General features: G+C 57.7%; 18 protein-coding genes. 13 read left to right on the forward strand and 5 right to left on the reverse strand.

Annotated features, from left to right (window positions below; genetic code table 11):
* The 4 genes from HHJ06_RS08900 to HHJ06_RS08915 all read left to right on the forward strand — a co-directional run bounded on the left by HHJ06_RS08900 (position 1) and on the right by HHJ06_RS08915 (position 4270).
* Positions 1-1425 (forward strand): complex I subunit 4 family protein, encoded by a 1425-nt coding sequence (locus tag HHJ06_RS08900; protein WP_215428984.1) that lies wholly within the window; start codon positions 1-3, stop codon positions 1423-1425.
* Between the two features lie 47 nt (positions 1426-1472).
* Positions 1473-2855 (forward strand): NADH-quinone oxidoreductase subunit N, encoded by a 1383-nt coding sequence (locus HHJ06_RS08905; RefSeq protein ID WP_215428985.1) that lies wholly within the window; start codon positions 1473-1475, stop codon positions 2853-2855.
* A gap of 372 nt (positions 2856-3227) precedes the next feature.
* Positions 3228-4115, forward strand: coding sequence for a DUF3472 domain-containing protein (locus HHJ06_RS08910; RefSeq protein WP_215428986.1), 888 nt, complete (start codon positions 3228-3230; stop codon positions 4113-4115).
* 2 nt (positions 4116-4117) lie between these two features.
* The gene (locus HHJ06_RS08915; protein WP_215428987.1) at positions 4118-4270 is read left to right on the forward strand and encodes a hypothetical protein; all 153 of its coding nucleotides are present in this window, start codon (positions 4118-4120) and stop codon (positions 4268-4270) included.
* Positions 4271-4364: 94 nt separating this feature from the next.
* Here the strand turns inward: HHJ06_RS08915 and HHJ06_RS08920 are convergent, their stop codons facing one another.
* Both HHJ06_RS08920 and sufT read right to left on the reverse strand, forming a co-directional pair.
* Positions 4365-4838, reverse strand: a complete 474-nt coding sequence (locus HHJ06_RS08920; RefSeq protein WP_215428988.1) for a hypothetical protein — start codon at positions 4836-4838, stop codon at positions 4365-4367.
* Between the two features lie 4 nt (positions 4839-4842).
* Positions 4843-5388, reverse strand: coding sequence for a putative Fe-S cluster assembly protein SufT (gene sufT, locus HHJ06_RS08925; protein ID WP_215428989.1), 546 nt, complete (start codon positions 5386-5388; stop codon positions 4843-4845).
* Positions 5389-5717: 329 nt separating this feature from the next.
* On the opposite strand from sufT, the gene HHJ06_RS08930 reads away from it, so the two are divergent.
* From HHJ06_RS08930 to rsgA, 4 genes are all read left to right on the forward strand, one after another.
* Positions 5718-7493: a peptidylprolyl isomerase gene (locus HHJ06_RS08930; protein WP_215428990.1), complete on the forward strand. Its 1776-nt coding sequence runs from the start codon at positions 5718-5720 to the stop codon at positions 7491-7493.
* 151 nt (positions 7494-7644) lie between these two features.
* Entirely contained in the window at positions 7645-9003 is a 1359-nt protein-coding gene (locus HHJ06_RS08935; RefSeq protein WP_215428991.1) for an MFS transporter, read from the forward strand.
* A 485-nt stretch (positions 9004-9488) separates the two neighbouring features.
* Entirely contained in the window at positions 9489-10268 is a 780-nt protein-coding gene (locus HHJ06_RS08940) for a class I SAM-dependent methyltransferase (RefSeq protein ID WP_215428992.1), read from the forward strand.
* Entirely contained in the window at positions 10265-11320 is a 1056-nt protein-coding gene (gene rsgA / locus HHJ06_RS08945; RefSeq protein WP_215428993.1) for a ribosome small subunit-dependent GTPase A, read from the forward strand. The genes HHJ06_RS08940 and rsgA overlap by 4 nt, the downstream gene beginning before the upstream one ends.
* A gap of 107 nt (positions 11321-11427) precedes the next feature.
* Here the strand turns inward: rsgA and HHJ06_RS08950 are convergent, their stop codons facing one another.
* The 3 genes from HHJ06_RS08950 to HHJ06_RS08960 form a co-directional block, all read right to left on the reverse strand.
* Complete coding sequence (locus tag HHJ06_RS08950) at positions 11428-11985, reverse strand: pentapeptide repeat-containing protein (protein WP_215428994.1); 558 nt, start codon at positions 11983-11985, stop codon at positions 11428-11430.
* A gap of 169 nt (positions 11986-12154) precedes the next feature.
* Complete coding sequence (locus tag HHJ06_RS08955; RefSeq protein ID WP_215428995.1) at positions 12155-13045, reverse strand: DUF2971 domain-containing protein; 891 nt, start codon at positions 13043-13045, stop codon at positions 12155-12157.
* A gap of 347 nt (positions 13046-13392) precedes the next feature.
* Complete coding sequence (locus HHJ06_RS08960) at positions 13393-14403, reverse strand: polyprenyl synthetase family protein (RefSeq protein WP_215428996.1); 1011 nt, start codon at positions 14401-14403, stop codon at positions 13393-13395.
* Between the two features lie 201 nt (positions 14404-14604).
* Between HHJ06_RS08960 and larC the strand changes: the two genes are divergently transcribed.
* The 5 genes from larC to HHJ06_RS08985 all read left to right on the forward strand — a co-directional run bounded on the left by larC (position 14605) and on the right by HHJ06_RS08985 (position 19786).
* Positions 14605-15825, forward strand: a complete 1221-nt coding sequence (gene larC / locus HHJ06_RS08965) for a nickel pincer cofactor biosynthesis protein LarC (protein WP_215428997.1) — start codon at positions 14605-14607, stop codon at positions 15823-15825.
* Positions 15797-16612, forward strand: a complete 816-nt coding sequence (gene larE, locus HHJ06_RS08970; protein WP_215428998.1) for an ATP-dependent sacrificial sulfur transferase LarE — start codon at positions 15797-15799, stop codon at positions 16610-16612. The genes larC and larE overlap by 29 nt, the downstream gene beginning before the upstream one ends.
* Positions 16609-17364, forward strand: a complete 756-nt coding sequence (larB, locus tag HHJ06_RS08975; protein ID WP_215428999.1) for a nickel pincer cofactor biosynthesis protein LarB — start codon at positions 16609-16611, stop codon at positions 17362-17364. Before larE ends, larB begins: the two co-directional genes overlap by 4 nt.
* 105 nt (positions 17365-17469) lie before the next feature.
* A complete protein-coding gene (locus HHJ06_RS08980) occupies positions 17470-18930 on the forward strand; it encodes a glycoside hydrolase family 10 protein (RefSeq protein ID WP_215429000.1) in 1461 nt (486 codons plus the stop codon).
* A 211-nt stretch (positions 18931-19141) separates the two neighbouring features.
* A complete protein-coding gene (locus tag HHJ06_RS08985) occupies positions 19142-19786 on the forward strand; it encodes a superoxide dismutase (protein ID WP_215429001.1) in 645 nt (214 codons plus the stop codon).
* Positions 19787-19804 lie beyond the last annotated feature (18 nt).

A 19804-nucleotide genomic window follows, 5' to 3' on the forward strand; every position in this document is an offset into this window, starting at 1 on the left:
ATGCTTATCTGGCTTGTTCTCATTCCTCTGATTGCCACGGCCCTCATCGGCCTGTGCAAGGCGCCCGCACGCCCGACAGCCCTGCTCAGCGCCGCGCTGACGCTGGCCCTCGGCATCTGGGCCCTGGTTAGCTTTGACGGCTGTCCCTCCTGCTGGTCCCGCTTTGAGGGGATGGACCTCCAGCTCACGCTGGCCCCGGCCCTGGCCAAAGTAATGCTGCTGCTGACCATCCTGGTGACCTTCGCCACCGTACTGGGCACCAACCCGCCCAAGGGGGGGGAAGCCTCCTGGTACAACTCCGCCCTGCTGATTTCCGCAGGCGCCACCGGAGCTTTCCTGTCAGACAACATCATCTCCTTCTTCGCCTTCCATGAGCTGGCCCTGATCCCCACCTTCGTGATGATCGGCCTGTACGGGCGGGGCGACCGCCGCACCACGGCCTGGCGCGCCACGCTTTACCTGGGGCTTGCCTCCATGGTGCTGCTGGCGGCCCTGCTGATGATCGGCACGCAGGCGGGCTTCACCTTCTCCGGATTGAAAGACTTCATGGCCGGCGGCCGGGAACTCGCCCACGCGGAACTCATCGGCGCCCTGCTCATCGCCGGCTTCGGCACGCTGATTTCCCTCTTCCCCTTCCACTCCTGGGCAGCTCCCGCCTATGCCTCCGCCCCCGCTCCGGTGGCGATGATGCATGCGGGCGTGCTTAAGAAGTTCGGTCTGTACGGCCTCTTCATGTTCCAGCCGCTGATGGAAACAGGCTTCCTTCCCTGGACGAACATCCTCCTTGTCCTGCTCGTCTGCAACGTCATCTGGGTGGGTTACGTGACCGTCAACCAGAAAAGGCTGGACCTGCTCCTGGGCAACTCCTCCGTGATGCACATGGGCTACATCTTCCTGGCCTTCGCCGCCCTGGTGGCCTCCGGTTCCGCGCAAGCCAATCCTTGGGCGCTGAAAGGTGCCGCCCTGCTGATGCTGGCCCACGGCCTGACCATCGCGCTGCTCTTCCTGCTCTGCGGACAGATTGAAAAGCAGACCGGCACGCTGGAAATCAACTCCCTGGGCGGCCTGAGCGTCAAACTGCCGCGCATGGCCTTCGTCTTCGGCCTGGCGGGCATGGCCTCCATCGGCCTCCCCGGCCTCGCCAACTTCCCGGGGGAATTCATGGTCTTCTTCTCCGGATTCGCCGGATTTAACGACAGCTTCGGCCCCGTCCAGATCGCCACCATCCTGTGCCTCTGGGGCCTGGTCATCGGCGCCGTGTACATGCTGAGGGCCTACCGCAATATCTTCCAGGGGGACCTCTCCAAGGCCGCAGCCTACGCCACGGAACTGCTGCCTTCCGAACGGGCGGCCAATTACTTCCTGACCATCACCCTGGCGGTCTTCGGCTTCTTCCCCACGCTGGTGCTCCAGTTCTTCTCCTGATTCCCCTTCCGAATACAATTCAAGTTTAACCTGACCTTCTTTTACCCATGCAAGCGTATATTCCGGAATTCATCCTGGCCGGCCTGGCGATGCTTCTGCTCCTGGCCGAGACCTTCTGCAAAAAGACGCCCAAATTCGTTTTCGGGCTGATTGGCGCGGCGGGCGCCCTGGCGATGCTCCCCTTCTACATGGGGGGGCTCTATGACAACGTCTACATCATCCTGGCGCTTGTCGCCACGGCAGTCACCCTGCTGCTGTCCGTGGACTTCCGGGCCGTCATCAACCTCTCTTCCAATGACTCCAAGTCCCAGGACGGCACGGGGGAATTCTACATCCTGCCCCTGCTGGCCTGCGTGGGCATCACCTCCCTGTGCAAGGCTTCCAACCTGGTGGAACTGTTCGTTTCCCTGGAAGTGCTCACGCTGAGCTCCTTCATCATGGTGGGCTACTTCCGCCGGAACCTGGGCTCCACGGAAGCGGGCATCAAGTACCTGATCCTGGGCGCCGTCAGCACGGGCTTCCTCGTCTTCGGCCTGGCCTGGTACTTCGGCGTTACGGGTACCTTCATCTATGACGGAGCGATCGTCAATCAGGCGCTGGCGGGCCAGACGGCCCCCGCCATGTACCTGGCCCTCGCCATGCTGCTGCTCGGCACGGCCTTTAAAATCGGCGCGGTCCCCATGCAATTGTGGATTCCGGACGTATACCAGGGCGCTCCCACTCCGGTGACGGCTTTCCTCTCCGTAGCCTCCAAGGTGGCCGGCTTCGCCCTGCTCAGCATCATCCTGGCTCCCTTCGCCTCCCTGCCTCCCGTTGAATTCGTCATAGCCCTGATGGCTGCGGCTACGCTGCTGGTGGGCAACCTGGGCGCCATTCCGCAGACCAACCTGAAGCGCATGATGGGTTACTCCTCCATCGCCCAGGCCGGCTTTATCCTGCCTCTCTTCATCGGCACCGTGGACGGGCGGCTTGCTCCGAACGCCCCGTTCTACCTAGCCGTGTACCTGGTCATGACCTTCGGCGCCTTCTTCGCCCTCGCCATGATCCGCATCCAGCGCGGGAGCGAGGAAATCTCCGCCTTCCGCGGCCTGGGCAAGACCAATCCCCGGCTGGCGCTGGCAGTCACCATCATGTTCGCCTCCCTGGCGGGCGTGCCGCTGACGGCCGGCTTCTTCGCCAAAATGATCTCCTTCGTGCACGTCATCAACACGGGCCTGTACCTGGGCTGGATGCTCCCCATCATGATCATCTGCGCGGCCTCCGGCTTCTATTACTACTTCAAGGTCATCCGCTCCATGTACTGGGACAAGCCCGCGGAAGACGCGGAACCCGTGCAGGTGCCCGTCATTTCCGGCGTCATGCTGGCTGCCTTCTCCGTCTTCATCGTGCTGGGCGGCCTGATGCCCCTCTTCATGAATCCCATCCGGTAAAGAAGAATCCCTTTCCGTTCATCATCCCGAAGGCCGTCTCCGCATCCCGCCGGGGCGGCCTTCTTTTTCCCGTACGCCTCCCGGAACGCCGCAAACATTGGCGGGACCTGAAATAAATTGACCGGCAGCGGACAAATGGAAGGAGGGGAGGAACAGCCTGCCGGGCGTGGTATTTTAATTGTCTCCAGGGCTCGCGGCGTGCCTCTGGTCTTATCCCGTTCTCCGGGGGATTCCAGCCAAAAAATCTTGCAAAAAATGCTGCTTCCATGTGAGATTCCTTTCGTCCCGGACGTAATTAGTCCGTACTAATCATTTGCCTGCCTTTCCACCGGACGGGGCACGGCCAACCATCAAACGACCATTCAAAAAACCATGCGCCTTTTCTCCGCCACAGCCGTCATCTGCGCCGCCCTGCTCTCCGGCGGCGCCTTCCTGCACGCCCAGGACCCGGAACTTCTGATGAAACGCCAGTGCCGTTCTGTCCATGTCATGCAGCAGGGCCATCCCGCGCAGGCAAGCGCCCTGTACAATGAAGTAAAGGCCAAGACGTCCGTTCCCGGCACCTACTTCTGCGCCATGAACTTTGATGACGGCTACATCGGCTTCCAGGAGCAGTCCAACGGGAAAAAAGTGATTATCTTTTCCATCTGGGACCCGGTGGCCCATGGGGACAACCCCAACAGCGTGCCGGAAGGGGAACGCACCAAGCTGGTGAAACTGGGTGAAAACGCACGGGCAGGCCGCTTTGGCGGAGAGGGAACGGGCGGCCAGAGCTTCGTGGACTATCCTTGGACCGTCGGGGAGAACATGCGCTTCCTCGTCTGCGTCAAAAAGATGGGGAAATTCAAGGAAATCAGCGGCTTTTACTATAACAACAAGGACAAGGCATGGGAGCTCATCTCCAAATGGAAAACCCATTCCTCGGAAAAGGAACTCTCTTTCTCCGTCGGCTTTGTGGAAGACTTCATGCGCAATTTTGAATCCGCCAAAAAAGCCCGCGGCGCCTTCTTCGGCCCCAGCTTCGCGTACAAGGACGGCAAATGGTTCCCCAACACCAGCGTCACGTTCACGGGAGACCCCACCCCCTCCACCAACGTCATGGCGGACATCCAGCCCAACGGCTCCGTGCTGCTCCAGACGGGAGGGGATACGAAAATGACGGATTTCAAACTGTTCCAGAACCGCCCCCTGCCCCAGGATGCAAACCCTGTACAGCCTGATGAACAGGTCACCCGGCTCGTTCAGGAAAACACCAAATAATCATGTCCCTCACCGGCTGGCTAACCATGATCATTTCCATCGGCGGCGTCCTGGCCGTCGCCGCATGGGCGTACTACAAGGTGCTCTCCACCCCCCGGGAGACGGAGCACCTGGGCAGCCCCACGCCGCCCATGCCGGAAGACGAGGGAGAATAAAATTCCCCATCACCGGAATTCCTCCGGAACCGCCAAATCCGCTCACGGAACGCATTCCTGCCAAAAGCCCGGAATTCCGTGCCCGGTTTTTCTCTTACCCGTCAGTCGGAGGAAGGATGAAGCCCAGCCGGTCAATGCCGTACCTGGCGCATTCCTGCCACAGGGATTTTTCCAGAGCTTCCGCGGTCTGGCGGCGGTCTTCCTCCGGCATGTTTTCAAAATATTCCGGCCCCAGATGTTCGCTGATGGCCTTGTCCGCCATGCGCGTCACCAAGTCAGCCCAGAAAATATTGTCGCGGTATTCGTCCAGGCAATCCTGGTAGAAAGCGTTTTCCTCATATTCCCGGGTAAAGGCATAGCCCCCCAGATCGTCCGCATAGGCAATGCGGCCTTTCAGCCTGGGCGTGGAGGAAAGCTCCTCCATCAGGCGGGAGATGAGTTTTCCCCATGCGGCCAGGCGCGCTTCCGCCCCGTCCTGCTGGTTGGCTGCGGCCACGGCGGCGGCCATGGAAAGCATTTCCGCCAGATCGCGCACCTCGTCGTCGGAGAATCTCAATGTCAGCGGCATGGAATCAGATCAATCCGAGTTTCATCCTGCCCTCCTCACTGACCATCTCCTGGTTCCAGGGGGGGTCCCACACCATTTCCACATCCGCGGCTTCCACGCCTTCCAGGGCTTCAATACGATCCTTGGCCTCCATCACCAGATGCGGGCCCATGCCGCAGCCGGGAGCCGTCAGGGTCATCTTGACCGCCACGTGGTGCAGGCCGTTTTCCAGTTCAATTACGGTCACGTCGTAAATCAGGCCCAGGTTGACGATGTCCACGGGAATTTCCGGATCGTACACGCATTTCAGCGTATCCCAGACGCGTTCTTCAAGCGTGGCGTTCTCGTCCAGCGCGGCTGTCTCCGGAGTGGGTTCCGCCGCCTCCGCACCCAGGGCGTCCGCGTTCTCCCTGGAGATGCGGGCCAGGCCATGATCCGTAGCCACAGTATAGGAGCCGCCCAGGATCTGGGTGATGTACACGCGTTCCCCTTCCGGCAGCGTGAGCACATCCCCACTGGGGATCTGCACCGCCGTCACTTCTCTTTTGAGTTCTACTACCTGGTTCAGCATAAATCCTTGTGATTAAAGGAACATCCGGCTACGGACATGCGCCGGAAGGAACGGCAGCCGCAGGAGCAGTGCGCCCCCGGCATCCGGAATCTTCCGCGCAGGAGCAACATAAGGCGTATTTGCATCACCGTCGAGGTCAAAAACTGTTCTGCCCCGACCGGAAACGCCCTTCATGACAGGAAAGCGCATGCCGCAATGTTTTGGAAAAGCCGCCGGAAGCGTAAAGCTTCGTTCTTGCCTAGCGGCGGGAAAAGGTGTAAAAGGTCCGGGCTGTCCAGGCTGCCGTCAGTCAGGGACGGGCTACACGCGCATCTTCAACCTACCATTCCATGTTAGATTACTTACGTAAACATACAATCGTCATCATGGCAGCCATGGCCCTGGTGTTTGTGGGCCTCATGTTCATCGGCGGGGACGTAAGCGGCGGCTCCGTGACCGGCATGTTCAAGCAAACCTTCGTTTCCGTGGACGGCAAGTCTTACGGAGAAAAGGATTACAACAACATGGGCAAGACCGGCCTGTCCGTGGCTTTTTCCTTCCCCACCACCTTCGGCCCGCTGCTCCAGGACAATTTCAGCTCGGAAGACAATTTGCGCGAACTCTGCCACCTGCTGAAAACGAATAATCCCAACGCCGCTTTCCTGGCCTACCGCGGCATCATCCGCAGGGAGGCGAGCCGCCTGGGCCTGACGCCCAGCACCACGGAGATTGACGACGCCATCTGCAACATCCCGGAATTCCAGGATGAAAAGGGCGTCTTCGATCCCCGGAAGTATGACAACTTCATTTCCATGCGCGGCAACATGGGCAAGAAGATTCAGGAGGAACTTCTGCGCGGCCTGATGGAAGACACTATCAGCCTGGTGCGCATCAAGGACGTGCTGACCGGAGGGATCTCCGTGGAAGCCGGTTTTTCCGAAGCCGTGGCGGAGTCCAACAACCAGCAGATCACGGTCAATACCGCCTTCCTGGAAAAGAGCGCCTTCCGCCCCAAGACGGACCCGGGAGAAGAGGAAATCAAGACCTTCTGGGACAAGCACAAGGAAAATTACAAGAATGAGGAAGCCCGCTTCTTCACCGTTTATACCTTCACCCCCGCCGGCGACACGCAGGCGCCCAAGTCCGGGGACATTTCCAACGCCACCATGGAGACCATGAACCTGGTGGAAAATGACATCTGGGAACCGCTGAACGCCACCAACGGCAGGAACATGGACCAGGTCATTGCAGAAGCCCTGGCCAAGACTCCCGGCGTCTGCAAGATGGAGAAGAAGTCCTATGCGGCTGTCACGCGCAAAAACGCGCCCCAGGAAATCAACCAGCCGATCAACCAGTCCGCCTCCGACGGACGTAGCGCCACCCTGCTGGACGTAACCTTTTCCCTGGCGGACGCCCCGGCCCTGAATGCGGACGCGGACGCCAAGGCCATTGAAGAAGCGCGCGCCAAGACCGGAGCCGAACAGATCAGCACCATGCAGGTTCTGGAAAACGGCCAGGTGGTCCTGGTCCGCCTGGAGGGCATTACCCCGGTGAAAGCCCTTCCTTATGAGACCGCCCGCAACAACGCCCGCGCCGACCTGCTGGAAAGCATGACCGTGGAATCCATGAACAAGGCTGCCGCAGAACTCAATACGGAGCTGCAGAAGGCGGAGAAACCCGTGGAACAATTCAATGCCATCGCCGGGAAAGCCGGGGCCAAGACCGCTACTTACGGTCCCTTTGTCAATCCGAACTCCCTGCTGAGCACAGCCAACCTGCAAAACGCCAGGAGCCAGGAAGAACTCCAGGCCCTGCTGGACCGGGCCATGAACTCCCGCCTGGCTCCGCCCAGGGAACTCCCGGTTCCTGAAGAAGTATTCCAGGCGGTTTCCGTCATCAACCCCGGCCAGATGGCCCGCCCCATCAACACGGGAGACGGCATCCTGCTGGCCCAGCTCGTCAAGCGGGAACTGGAAGATACCCCGGAGTTCCAGATCAAGGCCACCCAGCAGATTGCGCCGGCCCTGACCGCCCAGGCCAAATCCATGATCATGCTGGACTGGCTGAAGGCATGCATCGCCCAGTACAAGGTGGAGATAGCCCCCATCCTGAACCAGGAACGCTAAAGCCACCCTTTTCATGGCAGCCGTCATCCCGCCCGTGTCCGATTACACAGATGGAATGTCGCCAAATCCCCTTTCCCATGATGGCCCGGCACCGGGCCATCATTTTTATTGCCCTTTTTTCCAGCACTCCTGACCCACGCCCTCTTCATCCATGAGCGCCCTCCCCTCCCAGTCCAGGTACATCATCGGAACGGAAGCCTGCGAACGCTTCAGTTTCTACGGCATGAAGTCCATCCTCATGCTGTACATGACGGGCCACCTGCTGATGAGCGACAACTGGGCCACCGCTACCCTTCATGTTTTCGTAGGGATGGTTTACCTGCTTCCCCTGGCGGGCGCATGGCTGGCGGACAAGGTTTGGGGACGGTACAGGACCATACTTTACATTTCCCTGCTATACTGCGTAGGCCACGGCGTCCTGGCAACGGCGGACCTTTTCCATACCATTGAAGCGCGCCGTTACATTCTGATGGCAGGCCTGTTCATCATCGCGCTGGGGGCCGGAGGCATCAAGCCCTGCGTCTCCGCCTTCATGGGGGACCAGATTCCAGACAAATCCCCGCAGTTGATGACCAAGGCCTTCAACGCCTTTTACTGGGCCATCAACCTGGGTTCCTTCTTTTCCTTCCTGGTTATTCCGGCCATGGAACAGCATTACGGCTACAGCTGGGCATTCGCCGTTCCGGGCATTTTCATGGGCATCGCCACCTTCGTCTTCTGGCTGGGCCGCAGGAAGTACCACAAAACGCCCCCGGCCCGGAACAGCGGCCATGCCGGCTTCTGGAAAGTTCTTTTTACCATCCTCTTCCGCGGAGGCTGGAAAAGCGCAGAGCAACGCTACGGGTCCTCCGCCGTAGAGGATAGCCGCCATATCCTGAAGATTCTTTCCATTTTCGCCTTCGTCATCCCGTTCTGGTCCATTTTCGACCAGACGGCTTCCTCCTGGGTAGCCCAGGGGAACGCCATGTCCCCCATCCCCATTCCCCTGCCGGGCGGAAAAACCTGGTCCATCGGACCGGAGGAAATCCAGGCGGCGAATCCCGTGTTCGTGATGATTTTCATTCCGCTCATCACCGTGTTCGTCTATCCCCATGTCATCAGGCTGGCCAAGCCCCTGGTGCGGCTGGGCACGGGCATCGCGCTGAGTTCCGTCACTTTCCTGATTGTGGCATGGCTGCAGTACAGGCTGGAAACGGGCGCCTCCATGTCCATCGCATGGCAGTTGATTCCCTACTGCGTACTCACCATTTCCGAGATTCTGGTCAGCACCACGGGCCTCGAATTCGCCTATACGCAGGCCCCGGCGCATTTGAAAAGCGTCATCACCAGCTTCTGGAACCTTACCATCTTTGCAGGCAACATGCTGGTGGCCGCCATCACCTTTTTCCTGTCCAACGGAGAATCCGCCAACGCCATCTCTACGGACCGCTTCATCCTGTACGCCGTACTCGCCGCCGTGGTGGCGGTGGCCTACTCCTTCCGGGCGCGCAGGTACGGGAAAACGGAATAAGGGGAAGCATTCCGCGCGCGGAAATGACGGGGTTTTTCCGGCTCCGGGAAACAACAGACACAATAATGTCTTGAAACAGACAGCCGGACCGTGCGAAATCAAGACATGGCCCGCCCACCGCTGTCAGCGGGCATACTTTCGGGAAAGTATTGGAAATACAAATTACAGAAAAGATATGAGGCGAACGGGGGATTTGCCCCTGTTCCCTGCCTTGACGGGAAAGTTGCTTCCGAATAACCTTATCGGCAGCATATTTCCAGTCCGGCACAAGACGATATATCTTTGCTTCATGTTTAATACTTCATTTAAATCGGCCTCGGTCTTGTAAACGACCGGTACTTTCCGTACCGGTTGTCCTCTTTTTGTTTGCTCCCGGATGATTCCTTCCGGGAGGAAGTTCCGTATTATTGGAATTTCAACGTTAATCCACCTGCCGCAATGACGGCGCCACTGTGCCCTCACGGCACACAACATTTACTAAGTTAATGAGTAACAAAAATAAAACAATTCACGAATTCGATTTCAATTTCATCTGCGATTATTTCTCCCGCCTGGAACGGCAGGGCCCCGGAAGCCCGGAGGCGACCCTCAAGGCTCTCAGCTTCATTGACAACCTGACCGGGCAATCCCGCATCGCCGACCTCGGCTGCGGCACGGGCGGACAGACCATGACGCTGGCCGCACATGTCCAGGGCAGCATTACAGGGCTTGACCTGTTCCCGGATTTCATCCGCATCTTCAACCGTCAGGCAAAACGCTCAGGCTTGCAGGACAAGGTAAAAGGCATTGTTGGTTCCATGGACAACCTTCCTTTTGCAGAAGAAGAACTGGACCTGGTCTGGTCGGAAGGGGCCATTTACAACATCGGCTTTGAACGCGGGCTGAACGAATGGCGCAAGTACCTGAAACCGGGAGGCTACCTGGCCGTTTCCGAAAGCTCGTGGTTCACCGCGGAACGTCCGGAAGAGATTCACCGCTTCTGGATGGATATGTATCCGGAGATAGACACGATACCCAACAAGACAGCCCAGATACAGAAGGCCGGGTACGTTCCCGTGGCTTCCTTCATTCTGCCGGAAAACTGCTGGACGGAGCATTATTACGCCCCGCAGCCTCCGGTTCAGGAGATGTTCCTTCATCAATATCCTGAAAATAAAGCCGCCGCGGAATTAGTCGCATCCCTGCGCCATGAAGCGGAATTATACCGCAGGTACAAGGAATTCTACGGCTACGTGTTTTACATCGCAAAGAAGACGGAACAATGATCCATCTACATGCTTACGGCTGGAATGACCAGTTAGAGCGGCTCAAGCAGGCATCAGCGTACCGCGCCCTGCCCCATGGCCGCATCGCCGTCGTGCACAGGACGTGTTATGAAATCGTTGCTGAAAATGGAGTGTTCCAGTGCGAATTAAGGGGAAACATGATGTATGAAAAATCAGCCTTTGAACTGCCCTGTACGGGTGACTGGGTGATTTTCCAGCCCTTCGATGAAACGAAGGGAATCATCGTCGATTTACTGCCCCGTGAACGGACCTTGCACCGCAGGAAAAGCGGAACGGTTTCCGACAGGCAGGCCATCGCCTCTTACGTGGACAGGGCATTCATTGTGCAAAGCCTTGATGATAATTTCAATATCCGCAGAGCCGAGCGTTTCATGGTTCAGATATTGGAAGAAGGGATCAACCCCGTATTGGTGCTGAACAAGGCCGATTTAGGGTTTGACAGGCAGGGCATTGAAGAACAGGTCAAACGCCTGGGGCGCCGGATGCCAGTATTTTTTACAAGCATCCATGAACCCCATACGATTCTCCGGCTCCGGGAATTCATCCCGGAAGGGGAAACGGTCGTGTTTGTGGGTTCTTCAGGCGTCGGGAAAAGTTCCCTGGTGAACGCGCTGTGCGGAAAACCGCTCCTAGCCACGTCCCACATAAGCTCATCCACAGGCAAAGGGCGGCATACGTCCACACGCCGGGAGATGGTGCTGATGGACGGTTCAGGCGTTTTAATAGACACTCCGGGCGTCCGGGAATTCGGCCTGGCCACCGGCCAGTCCGGTTCTCTTGCAGAAGCGCTGGATATTTCCTATTTCTCGGCGGCGTGCCGTTTCAAGGATTGCGGGCATATCCATGAACCCGGCTGCGCCGTTCTGGAAGCGGTGAACAGCGGCCTGCTGGACCGTGAGGTGTATGAAAGCTACCTGAAACTCCGGAGAGAAGCGGAGTACTTTTCCACTTCGGAACATGAAAAGCGCAAGAAGGGAAAATCCCTTTCCAAACTGGTAGAGGAAGTGAAGAAGAGGAAACCCAAATTCTAACTTCCACTGGAACGGTGCGGGCATTCCTGAAACGGGAATGCCCGCACTCCTTGTTTTACCCGCAATGGAGGTCAAACCAATATTCCATTTAAACAGCTCCCGCAGGCCTACCCCCTGATGACAATGTCCAGATGGGCGAGCAGCCCTTCCAGACCATGCCGGGAAAAGACCGCCTTTTTCAGCTTGCACATGGAGGGATTGATCGAAAAGTTGAAGGAGGTTGAAAAATCGGCTTTCTCCAAATTGGTTCCGACAAAAGAAACCCGTTCCAGATCACAGCGGTCAAAAACGGATTCCGCCATGTCGGCGTCATTAAAGTACCCCTCATACATCTTGCAGCCGCGGAAAACGGTTTTCCGCAATCTGGCCTCTACAAAGCTGGCATAATCAAGACGCGAGTTTTCAAAGACCAGACTGTCCGAAAACCTGTCAATGTCCGTAAAATCTGCGCCGGTCATCTTGCAATCGGCAAAGGTACTGTCCCTGAGAGCAGCCTTGAACCTAGTCAATACAAAGTTACACGTCCTGAATTCGCACTGGTCAAAATCAGTATTCTGGATGGCCTTTCCTGAAAAATCACACGAGATAAACACACAATCATTGTATTCATCATCCAATTCCATTTCCTTGAAATCCACCTTTTCAAAAGTCTCATTTTCAGTCATATCATGTTGATGGGAGTTACCGCCCGTGTTTTTATCATGAAAACTCCCTCTTCATTATACAAATTAACCTCTTTTGTGCCATGTAAAAAAATCGGAGTAACTTATCTTGATATAAAGAGCAGTGTGCAAAAGTTCCAATGTGTAATGAATAAATTTAGTAAGTGAATACCTAATCATCTATTTCCAGAGAAAAGGTTGTCTTTGAAAATTTTGCTTGAGTTATTTTTATATCAGTAAAATAATTATGATTATTAATTCCTTTATGAGTTTGGAGATATTCATTAATTTGTTCTACTGAATACTTACATTTTGGCCCTAAAATTATTCTCTTTACAAATCTCATAATTGTATCAGAAAAATACATAATACGATCATCAGAAAAACTGCATCGGGTAGCTGCTCTTTTCATAACTGGGACACGATATTCTTGTTCATATTCCCAAGTATAATCTTTGAGCCCCAATGTTCCAAACATTATAAGCATTTCATCGTTAGGGAGTACACTAGCATCACATTTAAATCTTTCAGAGCCAGTATAAAGGCATTTAACTAAGAAGTCACCACCTCCAATATATATTCTTAAATCTTTTTCATTAAAGTAACGATATTTATTTATATATATCTGAGGCTGCTGAGCTAAATTAGAGCGCTCTAAAGCAAATCTACACAAACCTCGGTATCCATTTGACATAGATATACCAAAGTCATCCATCATACCTTCAACATATTCATTTCTGAAATAAGGCATTTCTATTTCAATACAAGCTCCTGAATATTTATCAGCATAATTTCCCCATAACGAAGGAACATCATTACTTCTTGATAACGATATGAATCCATATTCTCTATATGTCCCAATAACATCCCCTGGATAAATACCTTGTTCTAACATTTCATAAGGATCATTGGCATCTTCTCGAAAAGAGATTTTCATATCACAATGCTCAATGATTTGCATAAGTGAATATAGATTTACATACTTATAAAGCAACATCTTTTTCCCATTATTTTCATTAGGAACAATAATAGTATGATTCAAACAATTTTCTTGTTTTTTCATAAATTTCAACAAAAATAAAAAACTTAATTTTTCAGATATTTTAAATATGCAAAAAAACTTGAATAGGATTTAAATTTTAAGATATTCGATTTTTATCGAAACGCTAAAAGCATAACTAGGCCATCCTTTTTCATAAAGACCATGCCACGAATAGATTTGTCCTAATTATAAATAATTATCCAATTTATTCTGATAAGGGATCTTACTAATATCTATATTTTAAACCCTTCTACGCTTTATCACACAATGAACTTAATAGCCATCAGAACGCTGAATGGGGAAAATTAGGCACAGAACAGCAACCGGGGAATCGTCACCTCCTGAACTATCCACCAAGCGCGGCCATGTCAAGATATCCTGCAGTTATTAAGCAGCTCGTCCATGTAGAAGGTCATTTCCGCCAGGGCCTCACGGTATTCCGTCTGGGGGAGGAGCCACAGGATTTCACGGGCAGCCTCGTTTTTCTCCAGGGCCACCTGGATCGCCTTGTCCAGGGCTTCTGCAAAAACGGGGTTGTCCTGAAAGGCGGAGTAATCAATCACTTCACGGTTTTCAATGGCGTCCCTGAGGGTGGCTTCCACGTTCCTGTCCCCGCATTCCAGCAGATTGAAGATGGGGAGAGTCAGCTTGCCCTTGGTGGCGTCCGTGTGGAGCGTCTTGCCGGCGTCGTCTTCATCGCCCACCATGTCCAGGCAGTCGTCGTAAATCTGGTAGGACACGCCCAGCAGGTCTCCCAGCTGGTACAGGGATTTTTCCACTTCCGGGGCCACTCCGGAGATCCAGGCCGCGCCGCCCGTAGCGGCGGAGAACAGGGAGGCGGTTTTTTTCCGGATGATTTCAAAGTATTCATCGCGGGTCATGCTCAGGTCATACAGGCGGCTGGACTGGGCTACTTCCCCCTGGCACACGTCCCTGACGGTGTTCGCCAGCCTGCGGCAGAATTCCGTGCTGCCGAATTCGGTGCCCAGCACCATGGCATGGGAAAAGAGCACGTCCCCCAGCAGTACGGCCAGGCTGTTGCCCCACAGGGCATTGGCGGTGGCCTCGTCACGGCGCTTGTCGGCCTCGTCAATCACGTCATCGTGCACGAGTGAGGCCAAATGCACCATTTCCAGCAGGGCTCCCAGCCGGATGTGGGCTTCCTTGACGCCGCCCGTGGCGCCGGCTACCAGCAGAACCAGGGCAGGCCGGAGCATTTTCCCCTTGGATTGGCATACTGTTTCCATGTAGTCGGTTACTTCCGGGTCAAAACAGGATGCCTGGGCTTCCACAAACTCAGAAACCTGCTTCAATTCCGGTTTGACCAGTTGAAGATAGTGCTTCTGGGATCGTAATTTGGAAAAGAACGGGATAGACATGATATGGGACGAGGGCCGGCGCTGGTCAGCGCCGCACGGATTGTGGCATATTTGGAGTTCTCTAGCAATGTATTTCACAGGTCATCTCTGCATGGCTGCGCGCCAGGCCATTAAAGCAGCGCCGCCGGATGCAGGGAAGTCTCCGGAGATAGGGCTCACTTTGGCCTTGAGCCGGGAGGTTTTCCCCCTACACTGCCCATCATGAAAGCCTTGGTCTATGATTGCAGCGCAGGCATCAGCGGAGACATGAACCTGGCCGCCCTGATTGATCTGGGCGTGGACAGGGAAAGCCTGGAACGGGAGCTGTCCAAATTGCACGTGCACGGGGAATGGAGACTGGAGTGCAGGCGGGCCGCGCAATCCGGCATCCAGGGAACGCGGGTTGACGTGGTGACGGAGGAGGAAAGCCATTCCGGCCACGGGCACGCACACCATCACCGGACCATGGCGGATATCCGCAAACTTATTGAGTCAAGCGGCCTTTCAGACGCCGTGAAGCGGACGGCCCTCTCCATTTTCACCCTGCTGGCGGAGGCGGAAGCCCAGGTGCACGGCACCACGCCGGAGGAAGTCCATTTTCATGAAGTGGGTGCGGTGGATTCCGTCATTGACATCACGGGCGCCGCCATCTGCCTGGAGCTGCTCCGGGCGGACGCCATCTTCACCGGCCCGGTGGAGCTGGGCTCCGGCACCGTAAGGTGCCAGCACGGGACAATGCCGGTTCCGGCCCCCGCCACGGCCCTGCTGGCACGCCATTTCCAGGCCACCCTGAACGGAACCGCCCATGAGGCCACCACCCCCACCGGAGCCGCTTTCATCGCCGCCATGGCGCAACCCGTCCCCGCCCCGCTGGCTGGCCGCATTACCGGAACCGGGTACGGCATAGGCCACCGCGAGGGGCTCCCCCTGCCTAATATTCTCCGGGTGATGCTGGTGGAAACGGAAGAAGCGGAACCTGCTCCCGAATTGTTGACGGAGTTGTGCGCCAATATAGACGACATGACGCCGGAACAGACCGCCTACCTGGCGGAAAAGCTGATGGAGGCCGGCGCGCTGGACGCCTGGCAGGAGTCCATCTGCATGAAGAAGGGGCGCCTGGCGGTGAAGGTCTGCGCCCTGTGCCTGCCGGAACAGGCGGACCGCGTGCGGGAGACATTCTTCCTGCACAGCAGCACGCCGGGGATACGCCAGCACGCGGCAAGCCGCCACATTCTGCGGAGGGAGAGCGCCCCCGTGGGCACTCCGCACGGAACAGTCCACGTAAAGACCTCGTTCATGAACGGACGCCCCCATCACAGGAAGGCGGAATTTGAAGATTGCCGGACTCTGGCGGAAGCCACCGGGTTGTCCCTGGAACAGTGCCAATTGATGGGGCTTTTTCCCCCTCCCTCCCATGACGACGCCTCCACAGACCCCGTTTGAACGGCTGCGCTCCGTCCTGCTTCCCAGGGAGCGCATCGCCGTGGCCCTGTCCGGCGGGCTGGACAGCAGCGTACTGCTGGCCGCCGCCGCAAAGGTGCTGGGGCCGGACCGCTGCCTGGCCCTGACCGCACAAACGCCTTACGTGATGGAGGAGGAAATGCGGGACGGCACGGAGCTGTGCCGCAGCCTGAAGGTCAGGCAGGAAAAGCTCACCTTCCCCCTCCCCGCCTCCATTGCGGACAATCCTCCCCTGCGCTGCTACCTGTGCAAGCACGCCCTGTTTTCCGCCCTGAAGGCCAGAGCCGGGGAAGCGGGCTTCCCCCTGCTGGCGGACGGCTCCAACATGGATGACCTGGGCGACTACCGCCCCGGGCGCAAGGCCCTGCAGGAGCTGGGCATCCTGAATCCTTTTCTGGAAGCCGCCATGGGCAAGGCGGACATCCGCCAGCTGGCACGGGAACTGGGCCTGCCGGAGTCCGTCAGCGGAAAGCCGGCCTACGCCTGCCTGCTGACCCGGCTGGAGCACAACCGTCCCGTCACTGAAGCCATGCTGAGACGCGTGGACAAGGCGGAAACGTTCCTCCGTTCCCTGGGGCTGAAAGGCTGCCGAGTCCGAGTCCACGGGGATGACCTGGCGCGCATTGAACTTCCGGAGGCGGAACGCCGCCTGTTCCTGGACACGGAGCTTGCCGGGCCCGTAGCCCGCCGCCTGCGGGAACTGGGCTTCCGCCACATTGCCCTGGACCTGGAAGGGTATTCCAGAGGCAGCATGAATGAACCGTCATGAACGAGATTACCGACATCCTGCATCAGCTTAAGGAAGGACGCCTTTCCATGGAGGAAGCGGCGGAAAGAATCCGGAGCGCCACAGCCCCCGCCGCCGCCCATACGGATATTGATTATGACCGGCTGGCGCGCACCGGATGCCCGGAAGTGATTTACGGCGCCGGAAAGACTCCGGGCCAGATTGAAGAGATAGCCCGCAGCCTGCTTGCCGCCGGGCAGAACGTGCTGGCCACGCGCCTGAGCGGGGAAGCCCAGGACCATCTGCGCCGCGCCTTTCCGGAGGCGGACATGCGCCCGGAAGCGCGCCTCATGCGCATCATCCTGCGGCCTGCACCGCAGACGGCAGGCTTCATCGGCATCGTCAGCGCGGGCACCTCTGACCAGTCCGTAGCGGAGGAAGCCGCGCTGACGGCGGAGTTCCTGGGCAGCCGCGTGCTCCGGTACCGGGACTGCGGCGTGGCGGGGCTGCACCGCCTGGTTTCCCACCTGGATTCCATCCGCCGGGCCACCGTGCTGGTCGCCGTGGCGGGCATGGAGGGGGCGCTCCCCAGCGTGCTTGCGGGCCTGGTGAAGTCCCCCGTAATCGCCGTGCCCACCAGCGTGGGGTACGGAGCCAATTTCCGCGGAGTCACCACCCTGCTCGCCATGATGAATTCCTGCGCCAACGGCGTGTCCGTGGTCAACATAGACAACGGCTTCGGCGCCGGGTTCAACGCCCACCTGGTGAACAGCCTCGCGTCCCCTTCCCGCTGAATGCCGCACCTGGGTGCCCTTCCATGACGGAACCTCCGGTATCCGCCATGGACAGAATCCCCCAATAGGGGTTAAATGGCCCGGAAGCATCCCTACCATCCCGTCATGACCAGATTTCCCCTTTTCCACGCCCTTTCCTGCTCCCTGCTGGCCCTGGCCTCCCAGGCGCTGGGGTGGCAGCCATCCGGAGAGGCCGTGCCCGCCGCTCCCCAGGAATTCCGCGCCGCGTGGATTTCCACCGTCCACAATATTGACTGGCCCTCCCGTTCCGGACTTTCCGGAGCGGCCCAGCGTGCAGAACTGCTGACGATCCTGAATACCTGCGCCCAGTTGAAGCTGAATGCCGTGTTCCTCCAGGTGCGGCCGAACGCGGACGCCCTGTACCAATCCTCCCTGGAGCCGTGGAGCCAGTGGCTCTCCGGTCCCGGCGTCAATCCGGGGTATGACCCTCTTGCTTTCGCCATCCAGGAGGCCCACCGCCGCGGCATTGAACTGCACGCCTGGTTCAACCCCTTCCGGGCGAAGGCCAATGTGAAGCACGCCGTGGGGCGCAACCACATTTCCCTCACGCGCCCGGACCTGATGAAGCGCAACGGCTCCGTGCTACTGATGAATCCCAGCGCCTCCGCCTCACGGGACCACGCGCTGAAGGTCATCCTGGACGTCGTGCGCCGCTACGATGTTGACGGCGTACACCTGGACGACTATTTCTACCCTTACCCCTCTCCCGGCCATCCCTGGTCCCCCCGCAGTTTCAGTGACGGGAAGACGCCTTCCCAGCGGCGGGCTTATATTGACGACTTCGTGGAGGACATGTACAAGTCCGTCAAGTCCTCCAAGCCCTGGGTGCGCGTGGGCATCAGCCCGTTCGGCATCTGGCGCCCCGGCGTTCCCGGCGGCATTGAGGCCGGAGTGGACGCCTACGAACACCTTGCCTGTGACGCCCGCAAGTGGCTTTCCAAAGGCTGGGTGGATTACCTTGCCCCGCAGCTTTACTGGCGGTGCAACCCGTCCAAGCAGAGTTTTCCCGCCCTGATGCAGTGGTGGGCCGCCCAGAACACGAGCCGCCCGGTGTGGCCCGGCATCGCCACCGCGCGCATCATGAGCAGCGAGGACCCGGGGCGCCCCGCCTCTGAGATCGCCGCTCAGGTCAACTATTCCCGCTCCCTGGCCAGAAGCGCCCCCGGGCAGTGCTTCTGGAGCATCAAATCCATCATGCGGAATGCCGGAGGCATCCAGAAATACCTGAACAGGCTGTACCCCTCCATGGCCGTTCCGCCCGCCATGCCCTGGTGCGGGACCGGCGCTCCGGGGCAGCCGCGGAACTTTTACGTGGCGGACAACGGCTCCACCGTCACCCTTTCCTGGCAGCCGTCCGGCAGCCCTTCCCGGAAATGGGCCGTCCAGGCGCGCTACGGCAGCCAGTGGGCCACGCGCATCCTGCTGCCGGGCAGCCAGACCCGGGTGACATTGCCCAAATCCTTCCTGGGGGATGCGGGGTCCGTTGCCGTCAGGGGCATCAGCGCCTACGGAGCCCAGGGCCCCGCCGCGGCCGCCAGAAGGTAGAAAACTTCCCCTCTCCGGTGAAAAAGAGTAAAAAATGCCCGATGCTCCAGGTTTTTTGAACAACTCCAAATCCATCCATGTCCAAACTTCCATGAATTCCCGTGGCGCGGACATGAACAGAAGGCGTTTCATCGCCCTTTCCTCACTGGCGGCGCTGGGAACAATTAGCCAGGCCCGGGCAACAGGGCCATCCATACAACCACAGCACAAGATGACTAAAAAGCAAGATCCCTCCACGGTCGGCTATGCCGACGGCAAGTACGTGTTACCGCCCCTTCCGTACGCCTACGACGCGCTTGAACCCATGCTGGATGAAAAGACCGTGCGCATCCACCATGACAAGCACCATGCGGCCTATGTAGCCGGCGCCAACGCCGCGGCCGAAAAACTCCGTGAAATTGCGGACGGCAAGCTGGACGCTTCCGCCACCACCAACTGGGTGCGCAACCTGTCCTTCAACGTTTCCGGCCACGTCCTCCACACCATTTACTGGACCAACATGACGCCGGACCCCAAGAAGGAGCCGCAGGGCCCCCTGGTGGACGCCATCAAGGAAAAATTCGGTTCCCTGGAAGCCATGATGAAGGAATTCAAGGCCGCCTCCCAGGGAGTGGAAGGCTCCGGCTGGGGTATCCTGGGCGTGGACCCCATCAGCAAGACGCTGGTGATCTGCGGCGCGGAAAAGCACCAGAACCTGGAAATTCCCGGCCTTGTCCCCATCCTCGTCTGCGACGTCTGGGAGCACGCCTATTACCTGAAGCACCAGAACCTCCGGGCGGACTATATTGAAGACTTCTGCCGCCTCATCAACTGGGACGACGTGGAACGCCGCTACCAGGACGCCATGGCTTCCTGACCGGTTCCGGCAGACATT

This window comes from Akkermansia muciniphila, assembly GCF_018709685.1.
Lineage (GTDB): Bacteria > Verrucomicrobiota > Verrucomicrobiia > Verrucomicrobiales > Akkermansiaceae > Akkermansia > Akkermansia muciniphila_E.

Excerpts from the sequence above, each read along its gene's own strand:
- HHJ06_RS08900 (WP_215428984.1), top strand. The coding sequence starts at position 1 with ATGCTTATCTGGCTTGTTCTCATTCCTCTGATTGCCACGGCCCTCATC.
- HHJ06_RS08905 (WP_215428985.1), top strand. The coding sequence starts at position 1,473 with ATGCAAGCGTATATTCCGGAATTCATCCTGGCCGGCCTGGCGATGCTT.
- HHJ06_RS08910 (WP_215428986.1), top strand. The coding sequence starts at position 3,228 with ATGCGCCTTTTCTCCGCCACAGCCGTCATCTGCGCCGCCCTGCTCTCC.
- HHJ06_RS08915 (WP_215428987.1), top strand. The coding sequence starts at position 4,118 with ATGTCCCTCACCGGCTGGCTAACCATGATCATTTCCATCGGCGGCGTC.
- HHJ06_RS08920 (WP_215428988.1), bottom strand. The coding sequence starts at position 4,838 with ATGCCGCTGACATTGAGATTCTCCGACGACGAGGTGCGCGATCTGGCG.
- sufT (WP_215428989.1), bottom strand. The coding sequence starts at position 5,388 with ATGCTGAACCAGGTAGTAGAACTCAAAAGAGAAGTGACGGCGGTGCAG.
- HHJ06_RS08930 (WP_215428990.1), top strand. The coding sequence starts at position 5,718 with ATGTTAGATTACTTACGTAAACATACAATCGTCATCATGGCAGCCATG.
- HHJ06_RS08935 (WP_215428991.1), top strand. The coding sequence starts at position 7,645 with ATGAGCGCCCTCCCCTCCCAGTCCAGGTACATCATCGGAACGGAAGCC.
- HHJ06_RS08940 (WP_215428992.1), top strand. The coding sequence starts at position 9,489 with ATGAGTAACAAAAATAAAACAATTCACGAATTCGATTTCAATTTCATC.
- rsgA (WP_215428993.1), top strand. The coding sequence starts at position 10,265 with ATGATCCATCTACATGCTTACGGCTGGAATGACCAGTTAGAGCGGCTC.
- HHJ06_RS08950 (WP_215428994.1), bottom strand. The coding sequence starts at position 11,985 with ATGACTGAAAATGAGACTTTTGAAAAGGTGGATTTCAAGGAAATGGAA.
- HHJ06_RS08955 (WP_215428995.1), bottom strand. The coding sequence starts at position 13,045 with ATGAAAAAACAAGAAAATTGTTTGAATCATACTATTATTGTTCCTAAT.
- HHJ06_RS08960 (WP_215428996.1), bottom strand. The coding sequence starts at position 14,403 with ATGTCTATCCCGTTCTTTTCCAAATTACGATCCCAGAAGCACTATCTT.
- larC (WP_215428997.1), top strand. The coding sequence starts at position 14,605 with ATGAAAGCCTTGGTCTATGATTGCAGCGCAGGCATCAGCGGAGACATG.
- larE (WP_215428998.1), top strand. The coding sequence starts at position 15,797 with ATGACGACGCCTCCACAGACCCCGTTTGAACGGCTGCGCTCCGTCCTG.
- larB (WP_215428999.1), top strand. The coding sequence starts at position 16,609 with ATGAACGAGATTACCGACATCCTGCATCAGCTTAAGGAAGGACGCCTT.
- HHJ06_RS08980 (WP_215429000.1), top strand. The coding sequence starts at position 17,470 with ATGACCAGATTTCCCCTTTTCCACGCCCTTTCCTGCTCCCTGCTGGCC.
- HHJ06_RS08985 (WP_215429001.1), top strand. The coding sequence starts at position 19,142 with ATGACTAAAAAGCAAGATCCCTCCACGGTCGGCTATGCCGACGGCAAG.